A 23,721-nucleotide genomic window follows, 5' to 3' on the forward strand; every position below is an offset into this window, starting at 1 on the left:
TAACGTTTAAATTCCGTGATGCAGTGGTAGAAGCAATGAAGACGTTTTTCAGAACAGTTTTGTTCGGCAGCCTGATGGCCGTATGCGCAAACAGCTACGCGCTCAGCGAGTCCGAAGCCGAAGATATGGCCGATTTAACGGCAGTTTTTGTTTTTCTGAAAAATGACTGTGGATACCAGAATTTGCCTAATGGGCAGATCCGTCGCGCACTGGTCTTTTTTGCCCAGCAAAACCAGTGGGACCTGAGTAATTACGACACCTTCAATATGAAAGCGCTGGGTGAAGACAGCTACCGCGATCTCAGCGGTATCGGCATCCCCACGGCAAAGAAATGCAAAGCACTGGCGCGTGATTCTCTGAGCCTGTTGGCCTACGTTAAATAATCTCCGGCGCAATCAGTATTGAGAGAGCCGTTACTCTGGCTGTACCAGCGTCAGGGCAACGGATTGCGCTTTTAATTCAGTCTGCGCGTTTGGCGGTAGATTCACATCGGTAACAACATCGGTAAAGCAACTAAGCGGCGCGACGTTAAATAACGAATGTGCACCGTACTTACTGCTATCCGCCAGTAATACCTTCCGTTGGGCATTCGCAATAATTTCCTGCTTTAATCCCGCTTTGTCTTCCGTTGGCGTGGTTACACCCTTTTCCATACTCCAGGTGTTACAACTCATAAAAGCGATATCTGGATAGACACTACGCAACATTTTCCGGCCAAACTCACCAATACAGGACTGGCTGCTGTCATCGATGCGCCCACCGACAATCGTCACCTCTATCTGACGGAATTCTGACAAAAACAGGGCAATGTGCAGATCAACGGTAATTACTCGCAGCGGCAAATGCGTCAGACATTTTGCCAGCTCCAGCATTGTGGTACCGGCATCAAGCACCACGGCATCGCCCGCACGCACCATTGAGGCGGCAAAACGCGCAATCGCCCGTTTCTCAGCAGGCGATCGCAGTTGCTTTTCGTTCGTGGTCGGCTGCGCCGCTTCAAAGCGCCGTAACGCAACACCGCCGTGGCTGCGGCTGATCACGCCCTGTTCATCCAGCTTGATGAGATCGCGCCTGATCGTTGCTGGAGAGGCGTCAACCGCGTCAACCAACTGTTCCACGGTAACCAGCGTATGATTTTTCAAATACGCCACAATCTTATCCAGACGATGTTGCCCTTTCATAACAGTAAATTACGCCAGTTGCATTGCCAGTTTGATCGATACGGCCATGCTCTCAGATTTTGCTTTTCCCGTCCAGGCGATATCAAATGCCGTACCGTGATCGGCAGAGGTACGAATAAACGGCAAACCTGCTGTGATATTTACACCGTCATAGAAACCAAGCAATTTCAGCGGGATATGCCCCTGATCGTGGTACATCGCCACCACCATGTCATACTGACCTTCATAAGCCTGTAAAAACACGGTATCCGGCGGGCACGGACCGTAAACATCCATCCCTTTCGCTTTCATATTCTCAATCGCGGGTCCGACAATACGAATTTCCTCATCGCCAAACAAACCATTCTCTCCGGCATGTGGATTCACCCCCGCAACGGCAATACGCGGATGTGCAAAGCCTACGCGCTTCAGGAAGGTATTCGCGATACCAATCACCGTTTCGACACGTTGCCCATTGAGCGTATCAAGGAATTTGCGCAGTGCGATATGCGTCGAAACATGGATAACTTTCAGCTTATCGGTGTACAGCACCATCGCGTAGTCACGGCTTTCGGTCAGCGTTGCCAGCAGCTCGGTATGTCCCGGATAATTGTGTCCGCCGAGATGCAGCGCCTCTTTGTTCAACGGCGCGGTCGCGATGGCATGCACATCCCCCTTCATCGCCAGTTCAGTCGCCCGTTTCACACAGCGATAGGCCAGATCGCCCGCCTGGGCCTGTACTTTTCCGGGAACAAGTTCTTCGGGTTGTGCCAACGGCTCATCAATCACATGAATCGTATCTGGCGTAAATCGGGCATCAGCAACCTGTTCGATTGCGCGAAATGTTACTCCGTCAGCCAGCCCCTGAGCCTGCAATCGCTGCAGCGTTTTCAGGCACCCGACCACCACCAGCGGTGCACCATTAAGTTCATCTTCGCGTAGCGCTTTAACAATAATTTCCGGACCAATCCCCGCCGGATCTCCCATCGTAATCGCAATTGTTTTAGTTACCACGGTACATCTCCTCAATAAAATACAGCGCATCGCAAAGGGTCGTATCAGAACCGAATCCACCCGCTTTGGTAATTACCGGCAAGTCGTCAATCTCGCTATTCACAAACGTTCCGCACGGAATACAGGGGGCAACCTCACTGTGGATGCGATACCCTTCAGCACCCAACGCACTGGCGACCGCCGTGGCAATATCGCCTCCGGTCAGGAACAAACCGCCGATACGTGCTTGTTCAATAATGCGCAGCGTTGTCTCCCCAAGACGCTGACTCAGCAGTTCTCCCAACTGCTGGCGACTCATCCCTATGTTGAAGCACAGCGTGTCAATCATGTCCCGGTCTTCTGCACACCGACTGGTACGCAGGATTGTGTGTTGCTGCTGGCTCAACTGCGCGCAAGCCTGTTCAATAACAGAGTCCATTTCCGGTGCAAATGACGATGCAACCAATCGCGCGGCATCGATATCAACAACTTTTGCCCGGCCCTGACACACTGCTTTTTCCACCTGACGTCGCGTTGCCTCACTCATTGAGCCAGCCACAACCAACACCGGTAATTCCTGCTTCTCTTGCATAAACGTTCCGGCCGGTAATGCATTGGCCAGCCCTGCCGCCCCTACGAGCAGCGGCATCTTTTTTTGCTCACAAACTGCCTGTGCAATGAGCGCGAGATCTCGCTCTTCCACAGCATCCACCACCACCATACATTCGCCGGCTTTTGCAAAAGCGCTCAGCAGCGCACTCAAACTTCCCCGACGCACATCCACCAGCGACACCTCATGTACAGGGATATCGCTTTGCAGCGCGACCAGTTCAGCAATACGCGAAGAGTGAATAGGCGTTTTTGGATCGCTGGCGAATTCCGTTTCCAGCAGTGGTACACCATGGACCAGGCACAAGCCATCCTGCGTGGTGCGCCCGGCAGCAGGAATCGCCGCCGCAATCACGGCCAGCGTCCGACCAGCTATACGCATGGCTGCAGTGACTTCAGCTCCCACATTGCCACGGAATGTCGAGTCAATTTTTTTGTATACCAGCGGTGTTGTTACGTCCCCACACCATGGCGCTAACGCTTGTTGTACAGCCGTAGCGGCCTGCATTGCTGGCATCGCCCGGCTTTCCGTATTGATGACCAGAACATCGGCGCGGCGCGACGGTTTCTGCGCTGGGGTCAGCATTACTTCGGTACGCGCCCCTTTTTTCGCCAGTTGTACGCCGGTATCGTTAGAGCCCGTAAAGTCATCGGCGATAACGATCATTTTCATGCTTTCTTCTCCTGCACGGTCTGACGCGCCTGTTTTTTCGCGACCCACGACGTAAGAATTGGCGTCAGAATGGCGGTTGTAATGACTGATGCAGCGATCAGCGGCGCTGCCGCAGCGGCAACCTCTGCCAGCGAGGGATCGGCCTGTGCTATGGCCAGTGGCGTCGCGACGGCGTTCCCCGCCGTACTGGATGCCGCAGCACCAGCAATACCACTCCCGCCAACCAGACGATCGGCACGAATGTTAAAGAAGCCGCCCACAAAGGTGGTCAGCACGCCCAACAGAATGCCCGCCAAACCGCCTTGCAGCAGCATTTCCAGGTTAATACCGGCTCCAAGGGCAAACGCAAAGAAAGGAATGAGCAGTGGGCCGCCTTTCGTCAGGAAGTCACGCATGTTGGCGTCGAGGTTACCAAGGATCATGCCAACCACCAGCGGAACAAGAACCGCCACCAGCGCCATGATAGGAATATTTGCCATACCCGCCGCGCCCAGCGCTATCATGGTAAAGAAAGGTCCGTCATTCAGAGACAAAATGGAGATCGCGCCGACATCGCGTTCATTGCCAAACTCGCCAACCAACGCCGCGTAAAGCCCACCATTGGAGTTACTCATTGCCGCAATAATGGCGACACCACTTAAGCCAAAGATGCCTTCCGCGCCAAACAGGTGTTCAACCCCGAGACCAATCGCAATCGCGACCAGTAACTTGGTCAGCGTAATCGTGCCGCCTTGTAGCAAAGCTTGCGGCGCGGCCTTTACACTAATTCCCGCGCCCATGCAAAGCAGGAACGCGCCAATCAAGGGAGCCGCGCCATTTTTAAATAAAGCAGTGGTGAATCCACCGATCTGCAACGCCTGCGGGGCAAAAGTGTTGATAATGGCACCGATAACCAACGGCACAACCATCATGCCGCCGGGTACGCGTTCTATTGCCTTCTTGATGTTCATGGTCTTCCCGCCTGTTGTTATGTTGTGATTAAATAAAATCATAACGATTATATTTAATCAAAATAAGATCACAAACGCGCCAGATCACAGTTTTAGAATGATTAATAAAAATCAAACAATCATTCCTGGCGAAAAAAAAGCCGGGATTGTCTCACCCGGCTTCATTGATATCTGAAATATCTCAGGATTGATGCACAAATTCGCGGTATGCCGCCACAACCTGAAGAAAGTCCTCTACACCACAAAGCGAAAAACTTTCTTCGTCGTAATAGCTCATCCCTTCTTCCATCTCATCTCCAGAGAACTCCAACTGATTAGCGCGAACCATCACTTCTTCGCCATCCAGCCAGAGCGTGTATTCATGCCCTGCTCGCTGCCAGGAGCGCTCACTGCCCTTAACCGCACGCGCCGCCTGTTCCACTTCATCAAGTAAGGCCAGGTTTTCTTTCACTTCTTCATTAAACCAGTGCCCCACCACCTCGTGGCCCATGGACATACGCACTTTTACCACCCCGGTAATATCGCGCAGAAATTCGTAATCCATAATGTCTTCCTCTACTCCCGGCAATGCGCCAATACCGCATCGCGCCTTGTTGTAATTATCGCAGCAGCGCGGCAGAAAAAAAGCGTAGTGGGTATAAGGAATAGAAATAAAAATGCCCGGAGAAGCAGACTTCTCCGGGCATTGATGTGTTTTTACACAAAACGCGTTAGCGCATTACACTGCGGTCTGGAAAATCACACCATCGGCTTTCTCCGTATACTGAGACAGCTGGTCGAAGTTCAGATAACGGTAAGTATCCACGGCAGTTTTATCCACCTGCGCCACATAGGTCTGGTACTCTTCCGCCGTCGGCAGTTTGCCGATCAGCGCCGCAACCGCCGCCAGCTCCGCAGAAGCCAGGTAGACGTTTGCCCCGGTACCTAAACGGTTCGGGAAGTTACGAGTAGAGGTCGAGACAACCGTTGCGCCGTCGGCGACACGCGCCTGGTTACCCATGCACAGAGAGCAGCCTGGAATTTCGATACGCGCACCGCTCTTACCGAACACGCTGTAATAACCTTCTTCGGTCAGCTGTGCCGCATCCATACGGGTTGGCGGAGCCACCCACAGACGCGTCGGCAGTTGGCCTTTGTGCGCATCCAGCAGCTTACCAGCGGCACGGAAGTGGCCGATGTTAGTCATACAGGAGCCGATGAACACTTCGTCGATCTTCTCACCCTGTACGTCAGACAGCAGACGCGCGTCGTCCGGATCGTTCGGTGCACACAGGATTGGTTCTTTGATGTCAGCCAGGTCAATGTCGATCACCGCCGCGTATTCTGCGTCAGCGTCGGCTTCCAGCAACTGCGGATCCGCCAGCCATTTTTCCATGCCCTGCACACGACGTTCCAGCGTACGGCGATCGCCGTAACCTTCCGCGATCATCCACTTCAGCAGAACGATGTTAGAGTTCAGATACTCAACGATCGGCTCTTTGTTCAGCTTGATGGTACAGCCCGCAGCAGAACGCTCTGCGGAAGCATCGGTCAGTTCGAACGCCTGCTCCACTTTGAGATCCGGCAGACCTTCGATTTCAAGGATGCGGCCAGAGAAGATGTTCTTCTTACCTTTCTTCTCAACGGTCAGCAGACCCTGTTTGATCGCGTACAGCGGAATGGCGTGAACCAAGTCACGCAGAGTGATACCCGGCTGCATTTTACCCTTGAAGCGCACCAGTACCGATTCCGGCATATCCAGCGGCATCACGCCGGTCGCTGCAGCAAACGCCACCAGGCCAGAACCTGCCGGGAAGGAGATCCCAATAGGGAAACGGGTATGGGAGTCACCACCGGTACCTACGGTATCCGGCAGCAGCATACGGTTCAGCCAGGAGTGGATAACACCATCGCCCGGACGCAGGGAAACACCACCACGGTTCATGATGAAGTCTGGCAGCGTGTGGTGCGTGGTCACGTCAACCGGCTTCGGATAGGCGGCAGTGTGACAGAAGGACTGCATCACCAGGTCAGCTGAGAAGCCCAGGCACGCCAGGTCTTTCAGTTCGTCACGGGTCATTGGACCGGTGGTATCCTGAGATCCCACGGAGGTCATCTTCGGTTCGCAGTACGCGCCCGGACGGATACCTTTCACGCCGCAGGCGCGGCCAACCATTTTCTGTGCCAGGGAGAAGCCACGGCTGCTTTCCGCCACGTCTTTCGCCTGACGGAAGACGTCTGAGTGCGGCAGACCCAACGCTTCGCGCGCTTTGGTGGTCAGGCCACGACCGATGATCAACGGAATACGACCACCGGCACGTACTTCGTCGATCAGGACATCGGTTTTCAGCTCAAAGCTTGCCAGCAGTTCGCCTGTTTCGTGGTTGCGTACTTCGCCTTTGAACGGGTAAACGTCAATCACGTCGCCCATGTTCATGTTCGACACGTCCACTTCAATCGGCAGTGCGCCCGCATCTTCCATGGTGTTGAAGAAGATAGGTGCAATTTTGCCGCCGAGGCACAGGCCGCCGCCGCGCTTGTTCGGCACATGAGGAATGTCGTCACCCATGAACCACAGCACGGAGTTGGTCGCGGATTTACGCGAAGAACCGGTACCGACAACATCACCCACATAAGCCAGCGGGTAACCTTTTTTCTGCAATTCTTCGATCTGTTTGATCGGGCCAACTACGCCCGGCTGATCCGGTTCGATACCTTCACGGGCGTTTTTCAGCATCGCCAGCGCGTGCAGCGGGATATCCGGGCGGGACCATGCGTCCGGTGCCGGAGAGAGGTCATCGGTGTTGGTTTCACCGGTCACTTTAAAGACGGTAACGGTGATTTTTTCAGCCAGAGCCGGACGGTTCAGGAACCATTCGGCATCGGCCCAGGATTGCATTACCTGCTTCGCATATTCGTTGCCAGCTTTGGCTTTTTCTTCCACATCGTAGAAGTTATCGAACATCAGCAGCGTTGAAGAGAGCGCTTTGGCGGCAATCGGTGCCAGTTTGGCGTCATCCAGCGCGTCGATCAGCGGATGAATGTTGTAACCACCCTGCATGGTGCCCAGCAGTTCAATGGCTTTTTCTGGAGTAACCAGCGGGGAGGTGGTGTCGCCTTTCGCGACGGCAGCGAGAAAACCAGCTTTAACATAAGCGGCTTCATCTACGCCAGGAGGAACACGGTTGATCAACAGGTCTAACAGGAATTCTTCTTCGCCCACAGGCGGGGTCTTCAGCAGCTCGACAAGTGCGGCCATTTGGGTTGCGTCTAAAGGTTTTGGCACAATCCCCTGGGCAGCACGCTCAGCTACGTGCTTACGGTATTCTTCTAGCACGACGATATCTCCTCGCTCTCATTGTCATAATGCGGCGCTTTTGTAGATGGGCGATTCTCTTCACGCTCCTGTGAGACAGTAGTTAGTAGGGTAAATGCCCGGTACCGCATAAGGCACAATAACAGGATTTTCATTAAGTGTTAATCCGTTTACAAAAAAGCAACATAAAAAATTGGCTGAATCGTTAAGAATGGTGTAGCGGCAAGGCGGAACGCAATTCAGGCTACCTAAAACCACCCTGAAACGGTTGATTTTCAAGCGCGAGATGCTGAATTTTCCAGCGACTTTTCAGCCATCAGATATAATTGTGTAATAAATCCTCACACTCTTTTTCCGGACCTACCGGGTGAATCCCCAATAAAAGTCAAAACTGTCTAACACGGGTGAATAATACTCGCGGCAACAGGAACGCCTCACGGCACAGCGCTTGTCTCGTTGGAGTCATTTTATGAAGTTGCCCCTTAAGCCACATCTGCTTGTTCTTTTGTGCAGTGTCGGGCTGTTTGCCGCCTCAGGCGTGATGTTCGTTAAAAGTCGTGCTACGGAGCCTGCAGTTCCGGCCCCCGTTGCACAGCAACCGTCAGCACCGGCTCCAGCGCCCGTAGCGGCCCCTGCCCCGGCCGACCAAACAGCGCCCGTCGTGGCACCAACCTACTCGGCAGCACAAATCGATCAGTGGGTTGCACCTATCGCACTCTATCCAGACTCGCTGCTGTCGCAAATTTTGATGGCCTCAACCTATCCGGCTAACGTCATCCAGGCCGCACAGTGGTCAAAAGACAATCCCAAAATGCAGGGCGACGCCGCCATTCAGGCCGTTGCCAGCCAGCCCTGGGATCCCAGCGTGAAATCGCTGGTCGCCTTTCCTCAGTTGATGTCGCTGATGGATGAAAATCCGCCGTGGGTACAAAGTCTGGGCGATGCTTTCCTTGCGCAGCCAAAAGATGTTATGGATTCCGTTCAACGCCTGCGTGCACTGGCGCAACAGACAGGTGCGTTGCAATCGACACCGCAGCAGACAGTCACCACCGTGACCAAAGCGGCGCCGGCTAAAACCGTCACCAGCGAGTCGACGACCAGTTCAGCGACCACAACAGCCACGACCGCCTCAACAAGCCCAACGGTAATCAAAATTGAATCCGCCGATCCGCAGGTGGTGTACGTTCCTACCTATAACCCGAATACGGTTTACGGTACCTGGCCGAACACCGCCTATCCGCCAACCTATCTGCCGCCAACGCCCGGCGAGCAGTTTGGTAACAGCTTCGTTAATGGTTTAGGCTTCAGCCTCGGTGTTGCCACAACCTATGCCATCTTCAGCAACATCGACTGGGATGACGACGACGATCACCATCATAATGATGACTGGGATAACCATGGCGGCTATAACCGTAATGGTGATAACAACATCAATATTAACGTTGATAACTTTAATAAAATCAGTGGACAACGACTGACAGACGCCAACCGTACCTGGCAGCACAACCCGGCCTATCGTGAGGGTGTGCCATACCCAAATAACCAGCTCAATAACCGCTTCCACTCCACTAACACGGCTACAGGTTTAAGTTCAACCCAGCAAAGACCGGTCAACCGTGATAGCCAACGCCAGGCTGCGATGAGCCAAATGGAAAAATCAACGGGAAAAACATTCCCGCAGACGGCGCGTACGGGCACGAAAGACGCCCAGCGTCAGGCATCCAGCCAACAGCTGAAGCAAATTTCCCAACGTAATAACTACCGTGGTTACGATACCAAACCGCAAACCGCGAAACGGACAAGCACACAGCAAGGTGAGAATCGTCAGGCAGCCGCCCAGCGACAGGAGAAACGGGTCACGCAACCGGCGCAGCAACGCAATGTGCAACAGCGCAATCTTCAACAACGGACCAGCCAGCCACGCGCCAATGCGCTGAGCGGGAACGACAGTCGCTCCGCCAACTGGCAGGCGCAGCAACAGCGAGGGGCACAGAGCCGGCAGGTCGCCCGTAATCAGTCATCGCGCCAGCCTTCTGGCGGGCGTGCTGAACACCGTGAATTCCGTCATCGTTAAGGGAACCGACATGAAAAATAAACTACTCAGTGGAATGGTGTTGTTCATGGTTTCGGCTGCCGCGATGGCACAACAATCCTTCAGCACACCAGACCAAGCGACCGATGCGCTGGCAAACGCGATTAGTGAGCAAAATGAAAGTGCAATGAGCAACCTGCTCGGGGAAAACTGGCGTGATTTTCTACCGCCAGAAGGCGTCGATCCTGATGCGGTTGATCGTTTCCTGCGCGACTGGAAGGTTCGCCATAATACCGTTGTCGACGGCAATACCGCGCATCTGGTGGTCGGGGATAGCGACTGGCAACTGCCAATCCCGGTCGTCAAAAACGCTTCAGGCTGGCAATTTGATATCAAGGAAGCGGCCGAAGAGATCCTGACCCGTGAGATTGGACGAAACGAACTCGCGGCTATCGAGGCGTTACACGCTTATGTAGATGCCCAGCAGAGCTATTTTGCGATGAACCAGAAATACGCGCAAAAGATTGTCAGTTCTGAAGGGAAAAAAGATGGTCTGTACTGGCCTGTTTCACCCGGCGAAGCGCCAAGCCCGCTCGGCCCGGCCTTTAGTCCACAGGAACCTGGCACGGGCTATCACGGCTATCATTTTCGTATCCTTCCCGACAAAACCAGCGGTTTTGCCATGGTGGCCTGGCCTGTTAGCTATGATCACACCGGCGTGATGAGTTTTATGATTAACGGTGATGATAAAGTCTATCAGGCCGATCTCGGCGTTGATTCTCAGCAAAAAGCACAGGCGTTAACCACATTCCATCCGGATAAAACCTGGCAGCCCGTAGCGCCCTGATACCAATTCGAAAGATTAGTTGGCCGGGTAAGGCGTAGCCGCCCCCCGGCAACCCACAGCAAATTACAGGATGTTAGCGACAGATTTCGCCAACTGAGCTTCCAGAACCGGCTTCGCTTCTTCGAACTTCAGATTCACTTTGTTAGCATTAGACACGACGCGAGTCTGATATTTTGCACGATCGCCTTGCGCGCTGCTGGTTTGCAACTTGATACCGGATGTCCCTTGACGCAACGCCGCAACGTTATCCGTTGTCACTTTCGCTTTGCTGCGTTCAGAGATCTGCAGGTCAGTGACCATGGTGTAGTTTACGTCTTCCACCATCGCATCCGCAGCCATGCCGATCAGCCCCGCCGCGATACCAACACCCAGCGCCGCACCAGAGGAGTTGCTATTATAGGCGGTAATCCCCGCACCCAACGCTGCGCCCATCGCGGCTCCTTCATAACCCGTTTTCAGGAAGCCCTGAGCTTCACGCAGATCCATTTTGTCCGCTTTCAATACGTTCGCCTGTACCCAGTAATAAGCGCTGTCTGGTGAGCTGGTCACTTTATAACCTTTCGCGGACAGGTCATTTGCCAGCAGGGTTTGCAGGTTACTCATGTCTTTGTCAGAGGTATTTTTTACCTGAATGTAGACGGTCTTCTCGCTGGAAGGCTCCAGCCAGATGGTTTCACTCATCTGCGTTTTCACTTCAAGGTTACGTTTTTTAACGGCGGTGGTCATCGCGCCACAACCGGTCAGTGTCATTGTCGCGACAATCATGCCAACAACCGCGATTTTTTTTAAAGACATGTATTTTCCTTTTTTCGTGTAATAGAGAGTCCAGAGCCTCTTAACCGCGCGGCCAGTAGCCACACAATGGCGAAAAAAGTATCGGCAGTTGCGCAATTTTTTTTAGTGGAGATATCAATAAGATGACTACCAGAACTGGTAGTTTGGGATTGGTGACGCTCACGTCAGCGTGGATTTGTCTGACGTGAGCGGGAGAGTTAATTCTGATGCGGCATTAATTCAGGATAACCTTTAAACGCCGGCTTCGTGCTGGTAAGTGCTACTTCGTCAGCTCGAATGCTGCCAGAGTTTGTGGCCCACACACCTTCCTGTGTCTGGCTAATCTGCTGATGCTGCGCATTCAAATTTTGTCCCATTGCCGCAATATGCGTGCTTTCAGTGCCACCGCTGTTGGTAGCCCATGGAATGACGGCATCCTGTGCCAGTGCCATGCCGGAAATAAACACAGTAGTCATTACTGCTGCTTTTAAAAAACGTTTCATCATTTCCCCTCTCAATTTGTTATCACACTATTAGTTTAGAGGGTTATTAATTTCATCTAATGACAAGATACGGTGATTTATTTCTTGTGAAACAGTACGTTGATTTGGAATGGCGATTTCATGCGGTTCGGGCGTATCGTGCAGTACGGGAAAAAATATTTTCTGGCAATTCGGTGATTTACCTTAATTTTTGCCAGATTTTGACACTATTGTGTAACAAACACATAAAAAAAGCGGCCATTCAGCCGCTTTTTATCATTTTGGAAAAATTACTTTTTCTTCGCTTTCGGGTTCGGCAGGTCGGTGATGCTACCTTCGAACACTTCAGCTGCCAGGCCAACAGACTCGTGCAGAGTCGGGTGAGCGTGGATAGTCAGCGCGATGTCTTCAGCGTCACAGCCCATTTCGATCGCCAGACCGATTTCACCCAGCAGCTCGCCGCCGTTGGTACCGACAATCGCACCACCGATCACACGGTGAGATTCTTTGTCGAAAATCAGTTTGGTCATACCGTCTGCGCAGTCAGAAGCGATAGCACGGCCAGAAGCAGCCCACGGGAAGGTGGCGGTTTCGTAGCTGATGCCTTTTTCTTTCGCTTCTTTCTCAGTCAGGCCAACCCATGCAACTTCTGGTTCAGTGTACGCGATGGATGGAATAACTTTCGGATCGAAGTAGTGTTTCTTACCGGCGATAACTTCAGCGGCAACGTGACCTTCGTGAACACCTTTGTGCGCCAGCATCGGCTGACCGACGATATCGCCGATAGCAAAGATGTGCGGCACGTTGGTGCGCAGCTGTTTGTCAACGCGGATGAAGCCACGGTCATCAACTTCAACGCCAGCTTTGCCCGCATCGAGGTTTTTACCGTTCGGTACACGACCGATAGCTACCAGCACAGCATCGTAACGCTGAGCTTCGGCAGGGGCTTTTTTGCCTTCCATGGAAACGTAGATACCGTCTTCTTTCGCTTCAACGGCGGTCACTTTGGTTTCCAGCATCAGGTTGAATTTCTTGCTGATACGCTTGGTGAAGACTTTAACCACGTCTTTGTCGGCAGCTGGGATAACCTGGTCGAACATTTCAACCACGTCGATCTCTGAACCCAGCGCATGGTACACGGTACCCATTTCCAGACCGATAATACCGCCGCCCATAACCAGCAGGCGCTTAGGAACAGTTTTCAGTTCCAGCGCGTCAGTGGAGTCCCACACGCGCGGATCTTCGTGCGGAATGAAAGGCAGTTCGATCGGACGGGAACCCGCCGCGATGATCGCGTTGTCGAAGTTGATTACGGTTTTGCCGTTTTCGCCTTCAACTTCCAGGGTGTTCGCCCCAGTAAATTTACCCAGACCGTTAACCACTTTCACTTTACGGCCTTTGGCCATACCAGCCAGACCGCCAGTCAGTTGAGTGATAACTTTTTCTTTCCAGGTACGAATCTTGTCGATATCGGTTTTCGGCTCGCCAAAAACGATACCGTGTTCAGCCAGCGCTTTGGCTTCTTCGATAACTTTTGCTACGTGCAGCAGCGCTTTAGAAGGGATACAGCCGACGTTCAGACAAACACCACCGAGGGTGCTGTAACGTTCTACGATGACGGTCTCCAGACCTAAATCTGCGCAACGGAAGGCAGCAGAGTAACCTGCAGGGCCTGCCCCAAGTACCACGACCTGAGTTTTGATTTCAGTGCTCATCATGACCTCTTAATTTATACCCGTCGTCCACCGGGTCGTTCTATCCGCCCGTATTTTACAAAATTGTTAACAATTTTGAAACAACAAACGGCAACCGATTTGTCTTTCGCACAATAACCTCACTGACTTCATGAGATTACCAGAAAAAAGCCGGCCGTCGGGCCGGCTTTTTCGCTTACATCACCAGGCGGCGAATGTCAGACAGCATGTTGTTGATGATGGTGATAAAGCGCGCACCATCCGCACCGTCAATTACACGGTGGTCGAAGGAGAGCGAAATCGGCATCATCAGACGCGGCATAAACTCTTTACCGTTCCACACTGGCTCCATAGAGGACTTGGAGACACCGAGGATAGCCACTTCCGGCGCGTTCACAATCGGCGCGAAGTGGGTAGTACCCAGGCCACCGATGCTGGAGATGGTGAAGCAACCGCCCTGCATTTCGCCAGCAGTCAGCTTGCCATCACGCGCTTTCTTGGAGATCACGGTCAGTTCACGAGACAGCTCGGTAATGCTCTTCTTGTTCACGTCTTTGAAGACCGGAACAACCAGACCATTCGGAGTATCAACCGCTACACCGATGTTGATGTATTTCTTCAGGGTCAGGCGCTGACCGTCTTCAGACAGGGAGCTGTTAAAGCGCGGCATCTGTTCCAGAGCTGCGGCAACGGCTTTCATGATGAAGACTACTGGGGTAAATTTCACGTCCAGTTTACGTTTTTCAGCTTCGGCGTTCTGCTGTTTACGGAACGCTTCCAGATCGGTGATATCGGTCTTATCGAAGTGAGTAACGTGCGGGATCATCACCCAGTTACGGCTCAGGTTAGCACCAGAGATTTTCTGGATACGGCCCAGTTCCACTTCTTCGATTTCACCAAACTTGCTGAAGTCCACTTTCGGCCAAGGCAGCATGCCCGGGATACCGCCGCCTGCTGCTGCAGCCGGAGCCGCTTCAGCACGCTTGATAGCGTCTTTCACGTAAGCCTGTACGTCTTCACGCAGGATACGACCTTTACGGCCAGAACCTTTCACTTTCGCCAGGTTCACACCGAATTCGCGCGCCAGGCGACGAATCAGCGGTGTTGCATGAACGTAAGCGTCGTTTTCAGCAAACTCAGATTTGCCTTCCGCTTTCGCGGCCGGAGCTGCGGCTTGCGCAGGCGCTGGTGCTGCGGCCGGAGCCGGAGCAGCTGCTTGTGCTGGAGCGGCTGCAGGTGCTGCGCCTTCGACTTCGAAGACCATAATCAGAGAACCGGTTTTAACTTTGTCGCCGGTGCTGATTTTGATTTCTTTCACGGTGCCCGCGAACGGTGCCGGAACTTCCATTGACGCTTTATCGCCTTCAACGGTGATCAGTGACTGCTCAGCGGCAATTTTATCGCCCACTTTAACCATCACTTCAGTGACTTCGACTTCGTCACCGCCGATATCCGGTACGTTAACTTCTTTCGAGCCGGAAGCAGCCGGAGCCGCCGCTGCTGCTGGAGCCGCCGCCTGAGCCGGTGCTGCAGCAGGCGCTGCGCCCGCCACTTCGAAGACCATAATCAGGGAACCGGTAGACACTTTGTCGCCGGTGTTGATTTTGATCTCTTTAACGGTACCCGCGAACGGTGCCGGAACTTCCATTGACGCTTTGTCACCTTCAACGGTGATCAGAGACTGTTCAGCCGCAACGGTGTCGCCCACTTTAACCATGATCTCGGTAACTTCAACTTCGTCGCCGCCGATGTCCGGTACGTGTACGTCTTTCGCCGCCGCAGCAGCAGGTGCTGCTGCCGGAGCCGCTTCTTTCTTCTCTTCTGCCGGAGCAGGTGCAGCTGCTGCTGCACCGTCGGCGGAATCGAAAATCATGATCAGTTTGCCGGTCTCAGTTTTATCGCCAACAGAGACTTTGATCTCTTTAACGATACCAGCCTGAGGAGACGGAACTTCCATAGAGGCTTTGTCGCCTTCTACGGTGATCAGCGACTGTTCAGCTTCAACTTTGTCGCCCACTTTGACCAGGATCTCGGTGATTTCAACTTCATCAGCCCCGATGTCCGGTACATTGATTTCGATAGCCATTATTCTTTTACCTCTTACGCCAGACGCGGGTTAACTTTATCTGCATCGATGTTGAATTTGGTGATTGCGTCTGCAACCACTTTCTTATCGATTTCGCCACGTTTAGCCAGTTCGCCCAGGGCCGCTACTACCACGTAGGAAGCATCAACTTCGAAGTGGTGACGCAGGTTTTCACGGCTGTCAGAGCGACCGAAACCGTCAGTACCCAGTACGCGATAATCATCAGCCGGTACATAAGTACGAACCTGTTCGGCAAACAGTTTCATATAGTCAGTAGATGCTACTGCCGGAGCGTCGTTCATCACCTGAGCGATGTACGGAACGCGCGGAGTTTCCATCGGGTGCAGCATGTTCCAGCGCTCACAATCCTGGCCATCACGCGCCAGTTCAGTGAAGGAGGTCACGCTGTAAACGTCAGAACCTACACCGTAGTCGTTCGCCAGGATCTGTGCTGCTTCACGCACGTGACGCAGGATAGAACCGGATCCCAGCAGCTGAACTTTACCTTTCTTACCTTCGAGGGTTTCAAGTTTGTAGATACCTTTACGGATACCTTCCTCAGCACCTGCTGGCATTGCCGGCATGTGGTAGTTTTCGTTCAGCGTGGTGATGTAGTAGTAAACGTTCTCTTGTTTCTCACCGTACATACGCTCCAGACCATCGTGCATGATGACCGCAACTTCGTACGCGTAAGACGGATCGTAAGAGATACAGTTCGGGATAGTCAGAGACTGAATATGGCTGTGACCATCTTCGTGCTGCAGACCTTCACCGTTCAGCGTCGTACGACCGGAAGTACCACCAATCAGGAAGCCACGAGCCTGTTGGTCGCCTGCCTGCCAGCACAGGTCACCGATACGCTGGAACCCGAACATGGAGTAGTAGATGTAGAACGGAATCATCGGCAGATCGTTGGTGCTGTAAGAGGTCGCAGCAGCCAGCCAGGATGCGCCAGCACCCAGTTCGTTGATACCTTCCTGCAGGATCTGGCCTTTCTCGTCTTCTTTATAGTAAGCAACCTGCTCACGGTCCTGCGGGGTGTACTGCTGACCGTTCGGGCTGTAGATACCGATCTGACGGAACAGACCTTCCATACCGAAAGTACGTGCTTCGTCAGCGATGATCGGAACCAGACGATCTTTGATCGACTTGTTCTTCAGCATCACGTTCAGGGCACGAACGAAAGCGATAGTGGTGGAGATTTCTTTGTTCTGCTCTTCCAGCAGCGCACCGAAGTCTTCCAGAGCCGGCAGTTCCAGCTTCTCAGTGAAGTTCGGCTGACGAGCTGGCAGGTAGCCATGCAGTTTCTGACGCTGAGCGTGCAGATAAGTGTGCTCTTCAGAACCTTCCGGGAAGGTGATGTAAGACAGGTTTTCAACCTGCTCATCGGTCACAGGAACGTTGAAACGGTCGCGGATATAACGCACGCCGTCCATGTTCATTTTCTTAACCTGGTGAGCGATGTTTTTACCTTCAGCGGTGTCACCCATGCCGTAACCTTTAATGGTATGGGCGAGGATTACAGTTGCTCTGCCTTTGGTTTCCTGCGCTTTTTTCAGTGCAGCGTAAACTTTCTTCGGATCGTGACCACCGCGGTTCAGAGACCAAATTTGCTCATCAGTCCAGTCAGCAACCAGTGCTGCGGTTTCCGGGTATTTACCGAAGAAGTGCTCACGTACGTATGCACCATCTTTGGATTTGAAGGTCTGGTAGTCGCCGTCAACGGTTTCGTTCATCAGCTGGATCAGTTTACCGCTGGTGTCTTTACGCAGCAGCTCATCCCAACGACCGCCCCACATGACTTTGATAACGTTCCAGCCAGCGCCCGCGAAGATGCCTTCCAGTTCGTTAACAATCTTGCCGTTACCGGTTACCGGGCCGTCAAGACGCTGCAGGTTACAGTTGATCACAAAGACCAGGTTGTCCAGTTTTTCACGGGTCGCGATGGTGATCGCACCTTTTGATTCTGGCTCATCCATCTCGCCGTCGCCCAGGAAGGCGTAAACGGTTTGTTTAGAGGTATCTTTCAGACCACGGTGTTCCAAATATTTCAGGAATTTAGCCTGGTAGATAGCACCGATTGGGCCCAGACCCATAGATACGGTCGGGAACTGCCAGAATTCTGGCATCAGTTTCGGGTGCGGGTAGGAAGACAGGCCTTTGCCATGAACTTCCTGACGGAAGTTGTTCATCTGCTCTTCAGTCAGACGACCTTCCAGGAATGCGCGTGCATAGATGCCCGGAGAGATGTGGCCCTGGAAGTACACCAGATCGCCGCCATCTTGCTCGTTGCGTGCACGGAAGAAGTGGTTGAAGCAAACATCATATACCGTTGCGGAGGACTGGAAGGATGCCATGTGGCCACCCAGCTCGAGGTCCTTTTTAGACGCGCGCAGTACGGTCATGATGGCGTTCCAACGGATAGCAGAACGAATACGACGTTCCAGCTCCAGATTGCCCGGGTATTCCGGTTCATCTTCAACGGCAATAGTGTTTACATAATTGCTGGCCCCTGCACCTGCCGCTACTTTCACGCCGCCTTTGCGGGCTTCTGAAAGCAGTTGGTCGATCAGATACTGAGCACGCTCAACACCTTCTTCACGGATGACCGATTCGATCGCCTGTAGCCAGTCGCGAGTTTCGATCGGATCCACGTCATTTGGGAAACGTTCTGACATGGGGGTATTCCTTATCTATCTAATACGTTGAGTTATCTGGAACCTGTCCCATTACGTTCTCGCCAGAGAGCGTAATAAGACAGGTTCTGCGTTTAGTTGCCGCGCACTTTATATGGCGCTTGATTTACAACATCTTCTGGTTAACGTTCTGCCAGAAAAATCACTAATTCTTTCGTTGCTCCAGACGGCGTAAGGCGCGTTCACGACGGCTTTCCTCACGGCTTCTGTCCAGCAGAATCTCTTCGATAAACGCCAAGTGACGGTGGGACGCTTCACGCGCCTCTTCCGGCTTCCCGGCAATAATTGCTTCAAAAATACGGGTACGGTGACTGCTAACCAGTGGCAGCATTTCACGACGCGCATACAGCAATTCGAAGTTTTGCCGAACGTTCTGGGCCAGCATCGGCTCCATACACCTTAGCAAATGGAGCAGCACCACATTATGTGCCGCTTCGGTGACAGCAATTTGATACTGGAGTACTGCATCAGATTCACCGTCAAGATCGCCGGACTGTTGAGCAAGCTCGATCGCATGGTGGAGTTCACGGATACGCGTTTTGTCTTCATCCGTGCTGCGCAGTGCAGCGTAATAAGCTGCAATACCTTCCAGCGCATGGCGCGTCTCAAGCAGGTCAAACTGGGATTCAGGATGGTCGGAGAGCAGCTCTACCAGTGGGTCGCTAAAGCTCTGCCACAGGCTGCTCTGAACAAAAGTGCCACCGCCCTGACGACGAAGCAGTAACCCCTTCGCTTCAAGGCGTTGGATCGCCTCGCGTAAGGAGGGGCGGGAGACGTCGAACTGTTTTGCCAGCTCGCGTTCCGGTGGGAGTTTTTCTCCGGGGCGAAGTGTCCCCTCAAGAATTAAAAACTCCAGCTGCTGCTCAATCACATCGGAGAGTTTTGGTTGGCGGATTTTGCTGTAGGCCATGATTTCCTGTCTTAAGCCATTTGCCCGGAGTCAATTGGTCTTACCAATTTCATGTTCTTGACGCTAAAGTAACAAAGTATTCACCTTCTGTCCATACAGGTTTTGATTGAAATCAGTAAAGGAGGCATATTTTAACAACATTACAGAAATAACGTTTCAAACATGTAACTATGCACAAATGTTAAATTTACCCACCTCGAGGTAGTTTTAACGGAATTGAAACGAAAAATTATCTCATCTGAACCGATTCACCTGCTTATTTATCGATACTTAAATCACTATTAATGAATAGAAATTCAAAATAGAAATTTTGTGGTAGATAAACTCGCATTTACAAATGGTTTCTTTTTATTCAACTCGTCATCTCCCCCGCATAAAGCAGGTGCATTCGCGCTCACATATCATTATTCTGATCAAGACAAAAGCATTAAGGCAACATTTCATCAAAAGCATCTGTAAACAAATTAATACAACAAACGGAATTGCAAACTTACACACGCATTGCTGCGTAGTTCAAAAAATAAGTACTCGAAATATGAAGAGTAAAACCACACACGAGGTTTCATGATGGAAAGTCAACAGCATGGCGATCAGCTCAAGCGCGGTCTTAAGAACCGCCATATACAGCTAATCGCGCTGGGCGGCGCGATTGGTACCGGGTTATTCCTCGGTAGCGCATCCGTTATCCAGTCTGCAGGACCGGGTATTATTCTGGGTTACGCTATTGCCGGCTTTATCGCCTTTTTGATTATGCGTCAGTTAGGTGAAATGGTGGTTGAAGAGCCGGTAGCAGGCTCCTTTAGCCACTTTGCTTATAAATACTGGGGCAGTTTCGCGGGTTTCGCCTCTGGCTGGAACTACTGGGTACTGTACGTGCTGGTTGCCATGGCTGAGCTGACTGCAGTCGGTAAATATATCCAGTTCTGGTACCCGGAGATCCCAACCTGGGCCTCTGCTGCAGCCTTCTTCGTGATTATCAACGCCATTAACCTGACCAACGTGAAAGTGTTTGGTGAGATGGAGTTCTGGTTCGCCATTATTAAAGTCATTGCTGTCGTCGCGATGATCATCTTCGGCGGCTGGCTGCTGTTCAGCGGCAACGGCGGGCCGCAGGCCAGCGTCAGCAACCTGTGGAACCAGGGGGGCTTCCTGCCGCATGGCTTCACCGGTCTGGTGATGATGATGGCGATTATCATGTTCTCTTTCGGTGGACTGGAGCTGGTTGGGATCACCGCAGCAGAAGCGGATAACCCGGAGCAAAGCATTCCCAAAGCAACCAACCAGGTTATCTACCGTATCCTGATTTTCTATGTGGGTTCGCTGGCGGTTCTGCTTTCCCTGATGCCGTGGACGCGCGTTACGGCTGATACCAGCCCGTTTGTCCTTATTTTCCACGAACTGGGCGACACGTTTGTTGCTAATGCCCTGAACATCGTGGTGCTGACTGCTGCCCTTTCTGTCTATAACAGCTGTGTGTACTGCAACAGCCGTATGCTGTTCGGTCTGGCACAGCAGGGCAATGCGCCGAAAGCGCTGATGAACGTCGACAAACGCGGCGTGCCGGTGAACACCATTCTGGTTTCCGCACTGGTGACGGCTCTGTGCGTGCTGATCAACTACCTGGCGCCAGAATCTGCCTTTGGCCTGTTGATGGCGCTGGTAGTTTCCGCACTGGTGATCAACTGGGCAATGATTAGCCTTGCGCACATGAAGTTCCGCAAAGCCAAACAGCAGCAGGGTGTTACCACCCGCTTCCCGGCGCTGCTCTATCCGCTGGGTAACTGGGTGTGCCTGATTTTCATGGCTGCAGTACTGGTGATTATGCTGATGACGCCGGGCATGGCGATCTCGGTGTACTTAATCCCGGTATGGATTGCTATTCTTGGCATTGGTTACCTGTTCAAACAGAAAACGGCCGGCACGGTTAAAGCACATTAATTTTTCCTCCCCCACCTGCGCCAGGTGGGGGTTGTTACCTGCCTCACACTTTCCCACTCACGACTGTTTAGTCCATATCAGCGGCGTTATCCTGCAACGCAAAAACACCGGTACCAGACAATAATTCTCTCCATATTTCATTCATGGAGTGCAGTTGATGGAAACCAGTAAGCTCACGGTGAAAGAAAAGATTGGCTATGGAATGGGCGACGCCGGATGCAACATCATCTTTGGCGCCATCATGTTGTTTGTTAACTATTTTTACACAGACATTTTTGGTCTGGCGCCTGCTCTGGTCGGCGTATTACTGCTCTCAGTACGCGTTATTGATGCCGTTACTGATCCCATTATGGGCGCAATGGCCGACCGTACGCGCAGCAAATATGGTCGATTTCGTCCATGGCTTTTGTGGATGGCTTTCCCGTACGCATTATTCAGCGTACTGATGTTTACCACCCCAGAATGGACATATAACAGCAAAGTTATCTATGCTTTTGTCACTTACTTCCTGCTCTCTATCACCTATACGGCGATCAATATCCCCTATTGCTCTCTCGGCAGCGTCATCACCAACGATCCGCAAGAACGCGTCGCCTGCCAGTCATATCGCTTTGTATTGGTAGGCATTGCAACTCTGCTGCTGTCACTCACCCTGCTCCCCATGGCCGACTGGTTCGGCGGGGAAGACAAAGCCAAAGGGTATCAAATGGCGATGGCGGTACTGGCCTTCATCGGCATGTGTATGTTCCTGTTCTGCTTTGCAACCGTCCGTGAGCGTGTCCGTCCTGCCGTCCCGACCACTGACGATTTAAAAGCCGATCTGAAAGACGTATGGAAGAACGATCAATGGGTAAAAATCCTGCTATTAACCTTGTGCAACGTCTGTCCGGGCTTTATTCGCATGGCTGCCACCATGTACTACGTGACCTGGGTTATGCAGCAGAGTACACAATTTGCGACGTTGTTTATCAGCCTTGGCGTTGTAGGCATGATGATCGGCAGCATGTTGGCGAAGGTGTTAACCGATCGCTGGTGCAAACTGAAAGTGTTCTTCTGGACCAATATCATCCTGGCGATTTTCTCCGCCGCGTTTTACTTCTTCGATCCGAAAGCCACCATGATGATTATGGTGCTCTACTTCCTGCTCAACATCCTGCATCAGATCCCATCCCCGCTGCACTGGTCGCTGATGGCGGATGTCGATGACTACGGCGAGTGGAAAACCGGTAAACGCATCACCGGGATCAGCTTCTCCGGCAACCTGTTCTTCCTGAAACTGGGTCTGGCGATTGCCGGAGCGATGGTCGGCTTCCTGCTCTCCTGGTACGGCTACGACGCTGGGGCGAAAACGCAAAGCGACTCCGCCATTAACGGTATTATGCTGCTGTTTACCATCATACCGGGCGCAGGCTACCTGATTACTGCAGGCGTGGTTCGTCTGCTGAAAGTTGACCGCGAGTTTATGCAGCAAATCCAGACAGATTTAGAAAAGCGCCGCGCCAACTACCGTGAACTGAATGAATACCACGATATAAAAACGACTGAAACCGTAAGGAAAGCCTAATGAATCAGTGGCCAAATCCCTTTATTGAACAGCGTGCCGATCCGTTTATCTTACGTGACGGTAGCCACTACTATTTCATTGCTTCAGTACCTGAATATGACCGGCTGGAGATACGCCGGGCCGACTCGCTGGAAGGGTTGCGCACTGCCGCCCCGGTTATCATCTGGCGCAAGCCAGAAAGCGGCCCCATGAGCCAACTCATCTGGGCGCCCGAAATCCATCATCTGGCAGGCAAGTGGTACATCTATTTTGCCGCCACCCACACACAGTCGCTCGACAAGCTGGGGATGTTCCAGCATCGCATGTTTGCGCTCGAATGTGCCGACACCGATCCGCTGACCGGAAAGTGGACGGAGAAAGGTCAGATTAAAACGCAGTTTGATACCTTTGCGCTCGATGCCACCACCTTTAACCATCAGGGAAAACAGTGGTATCTATGGGCGCAGAAATCGCCCGATATCGCCGGAAACTCCAATATCTATCTCGCAGAACTGGAAAATCCATGGACGATTAAAGGCGAGCCGGTCATGCTAAGCCATCCTGAATATGACTGGGAATGCCGGGGTTTTTGGGTCAACGAAGGTCCTGCCGTCATGGTTCACGGCGACAAGTTGTTTATCAGCTATTCCGCCAGCGCTACCGATGAGAACTACTGTATGGGATTATTGTGGATTGACTTAGACGCAGATCCGCTCACCCCGCAGAACTGGCACAAATCACCGCGCCCGGTCTTTACCACCAGCTATGAAAACCGCCAGTATGGGCCAGGACACAACAGCTTTACGCAAACGCCAGAAGGTGAAGATGTGCTGGTGTATCACGCGAGAAATTACACCGAAATCGAGGGCGATCCGCTGTACGACCCAAACCGCCACACTCGTCTGAAGCTCGTGCGTTGGGACGAAAACGGCATGCCAGATTTTGGCATCCCGCCTGCTGATACGAACTAAACTGTTGCACTGCCCGGTGGCGCTAACGCTTACCGGGCCTACACGTTTTTCCATTGTAGGCCGGATAA

The 23,721-nt window shown here is 52.5% G+C and carries 18 protein-coding genes; 6 read left to right on the forward strand and 12 right to left on the reverse strand.

The window, feature by feature from the left end; all coding sequences use genetic code 11:
* Positions 1 to 35: 35 nt before the first annotated feature.
* Positions 36 to 383 (forward strand): YacC family pilotin-like protein, encoded by a 348-nt coding sequence (locus OGX67_RS05260; RefSeq protein WP_003018667.1) that lies wholly within the window; start codon positions 36 to 38, stop codon positions 381 to 383.
* Between the two features lie 30 nt (positions 384 to 413).
* Here the strand turns inward: OGX67_RS05260 and OGX67_RS05265 are convergent, their stop codons facing one another.
* The 6 genes from OGX67_RS05265 to acnB all read right to left on the reverse strand — a co-directional run bounded on the left by OGX67_RS05265 (position 414) and on the right by acnB (position 7,701).
* Positions 414 to 1,181, reverse strand: coding sequence for a DeoR/GlpR family DNA-binding transcription regulator (locus OGX67_RS05265; protein ID WP_008786221.1), 768 nt, complete (start codon positions 1,179 to 1,181; stop codon positions 414 to 416).
* 9 nt (positions 1,182 to 1,190) lie between these two features.
* Positions 1,191 to 2,174, reverse strand: coding sequence for a D-threonate 4-phosphate dehydrogenase (locus tag OGX67_RS05270; RefSeq protein WP_081368681.1), 984 nt, complete (start codon positions 2,172 to 2,174; stop codon positions 1,191 to 1,193).
* A complete protein-coding gene (gene dtnK / locus OGX67_RS05275) occupies positions 2,164 to 3,435 on the reverse strand; it encodes a D-threonate kinase (RefSeq protein ID WP_257651227.1) in 1,272 nt (423 codons plus the stop codon). Before dtnK ends, OGX67_RS05270 begins: the two co-directional genes overlap by 11 nt.
* Positions 3,432 to 4,385 (reverse strand): 2-keto-3-deoxygluconate permease 1, encoded by a 954-nt coding sequence (locus OGX67_RS05280; protein ID WP_032937563.1) that lies wholly within the window; start codon positions 4,383 to 4,385, stop codon positions 3,432 to 3,434. The genes dtnK and OGX67_RS05280 overlap by 4 nt, the downstream gene beginning before the upstream one ends.
* 181 nt (positions 4,386 to 4,566) lie before the next feature.
* Positions 4,567 to 4,929 carry a protein YacL gene (yacL, locus tag OGX67_RS05285; RefSeq protein WP_020996227.1) on the reverse strand — a complete coding sequence of 121 codons (363 nt, stop codon included), beginning with the start codon at positions 4,927 to 4,929 and terminating at the stop codon, positions 4,567 to 4,569.
* Between the two features lie 174 nt (positions 4,930 to 5,103).
* On the reverse strand, positions 5,104 to 7,701 hold the full coding sequence (gene acnB, locus OGX67_RS05290; protein ID WP_003845763.1) for a bifunctional aconitate hydratase 2/2-methylisocitrate dehydratase: 2,598 nt from the start codon (positions 7,699 to 7,701) through the stop codon (positions 5,104 to 5,106).
* A 448-nt stretch (positions 7,702 to 8,149) separates the two neighbouring features.
* Here acnB and OGX67_RS05295 point away from each other — a divergent pair, with 448 nt between their 5' ends.
* Both OGX67_RS05295 and OGX67_RS05300 read left to right on the forward strand, forming a co-directional pair.
* Positions 8,150 to 9,754, forward strand: a complete 1,605-nt coding sequence (locus tag OGX67_RS05295) for a DUF3300 domain-containing protein (protein WP_257651228.1) — start codon at positions 8,150 to 8,152, stop codon at positions 9,752 to 9,754.
* Between the two features lie 10 nt (positions 9,755 to 9,764).
* Positions 9,765 to 10,559 carry a DUF2950 family protein gene (locus OGX67_RS05300; protein ID WP_016149562.1) on the forward strand — a complete coding sequence of 265 codons (795 nt, stop codon included), beginning with the start codon at positions 9,765 to 9,767 and terminating at the stop codon, positions 10,557 to 10,559.
* A 63-nt stretch (positions 10,560 to 10,622) separates the two neighbouring features.
* On the opposite strand, the gene traT is transcribed toward OGX67_RS05300, so the two are convergent.
* The 6 genes from traT to pdhR all read right to left on the reverse strand — a co-directional run bounded on the left by traT (position 10,623) and on the right by pdhR (position 19,201).
* On the reverse strand, positions 10,623 to 11,354 hold the full coding sequence (traT, locus tag OGX67_RS05305) for a complement resistance protein TraT (protein ID WP_003837465.1): 732 nt from the start codon (positions 11,352 to 11,354) through the stop codon (positions 10,623 to 10,625).
* A gap of 197 nt (positions 11,355 to 11,551) precedes the next feature.
* Positions 11,552 to 11,836, reverse strand: coding sequence for a hypothetical protein (locus tag OGX67_RS05310; protein ID WP_060855471.1), 285 nt, complete (start codon positions 11,834 to 11,836; stop codon positions 11,552 to 11,554).
* A gap of 269 nt (positions 11,837 to 12,105) precedes the next feature.
* Positions 12,106 to 13,530, reverse strand: coding sequence for a dihydrolipoyl dehydrogenase (gene lpdA, locus OGX67_RS05315; RefSeq protein WP_003018686.1), 1,425 nt, complete (start codon positions 13,528 to 13,530; stop codon positions 12,106 to 12,108).
* 175 nt (positions 13,531 to 13,705) lie between these two features.
* Positions 13,706 to 15,595 carry a pyruvate dehydrogenase complex dihydrolipoyllysine-residue acetyltransferase gene (gene aceF / locus OGX67_RS05320; protein ID WP_003018689.1) on the reverse strand — a complete coding sequence of 630 codons (1,890 nt, stop codon included), beginning with the start codon at positions 15,593 to 15,595 and terminating at the stop codon, positions 13,706 to 13,708.
* A 14-nt stretch (positions 15,596 to 15,609) separates the two neighbouring features.
* Complete coding sequence (gene aceE / locus OGX67_RS05325; protein WP_003845758.1) at positions 15,610 to 18,273, reverse strand: pyruvate dehydrogenase (acetyl-transferring), homodimeric type; 2,664 nt, start codon at positions 18,271 to 18,273, stop codon at positions 15,610 to 15,612.
* Between the two features lie 163 nt (positions 18,274 to 18,436).
* Positions 18,437 to 19,201: a pyruvate dehydrogenase complex transcriptional repressor PdhR gene (pdhR, locus tag OGX67_RS05330; RefSeq protein ID WP_003018699.1), complete on the reverse strand. Its 765-nt coding sequence runs from the start codon at positions 19,199 to 19,201 to the stop codon at positions 18,437 to 18,439.
* A 564-nt stretch (positions 19,202 to 19,765) separates the two neighbouring features.
* On the opposite strand from pdhR, the gene aroP reads away from it, so the two are divergent.
* The 3 genes from aroP (at position 19,766) to OGX67_RS05345 (ending at position 23,653) form a co-directional block, all read left to right on the forward strand.
* Positions 19,766 to 21,139: an aromatic amino acid transporter AroP gene (aroP, locus tag OGX67_RS05335; protein ID WP_085951556.1), complete on the forward strand. Its 1,374-nt coding sequence runs from the start codon at positions 19,766 to 19,768 to the stop codon at positions 21,137 to 21,139.
* Between the two features lie 157 nt (positions 21,140 to 21,296).
* Positions 21,297 to 22,703 (forward strand): glycoside-pentoside-hexuronide (GPH):cation symporter, encoded by a 1,407-nt coding sequence (locus OGX67_RS05340; RefSeq protein WP_257651229.1) that lies wholly within the window; start codon positions 21,297 to 21,299, stop codon positions 22,701 to 22,703.
* The gene (locus OGX67_RS05345; RefSeq protein WP_257651230.1) at positions 22,703 to 23,653 is read left to right on the forward strand and encodes a glycoside hydrolase family 43 protein; all 951 of its coding nucleotides are present in this window, start codon (positions 22,703 to 22,705) and stop codon (positions 23,651 to 23,653) included. The genes OGX67_RS05340 and OGX67_RS05345 overlap by 1 nt, the downstream gene beginning before the upstream one ends.
* Positions 23,654 to 23,721: the final 68 nt, after the last annotated feature.

The sequence above is a fragment of the Citrobacter sp. Cf118 genome (genome assembly GCF_030334095.1).
In the GTDB taxonomy this organism is placed as follows: Bacteria; Pseudomonadota; Gammaproteobacteria; order Enterobacterales; family Enterobacteriaceae; genus Citrobacter; species Citrobacter freundii.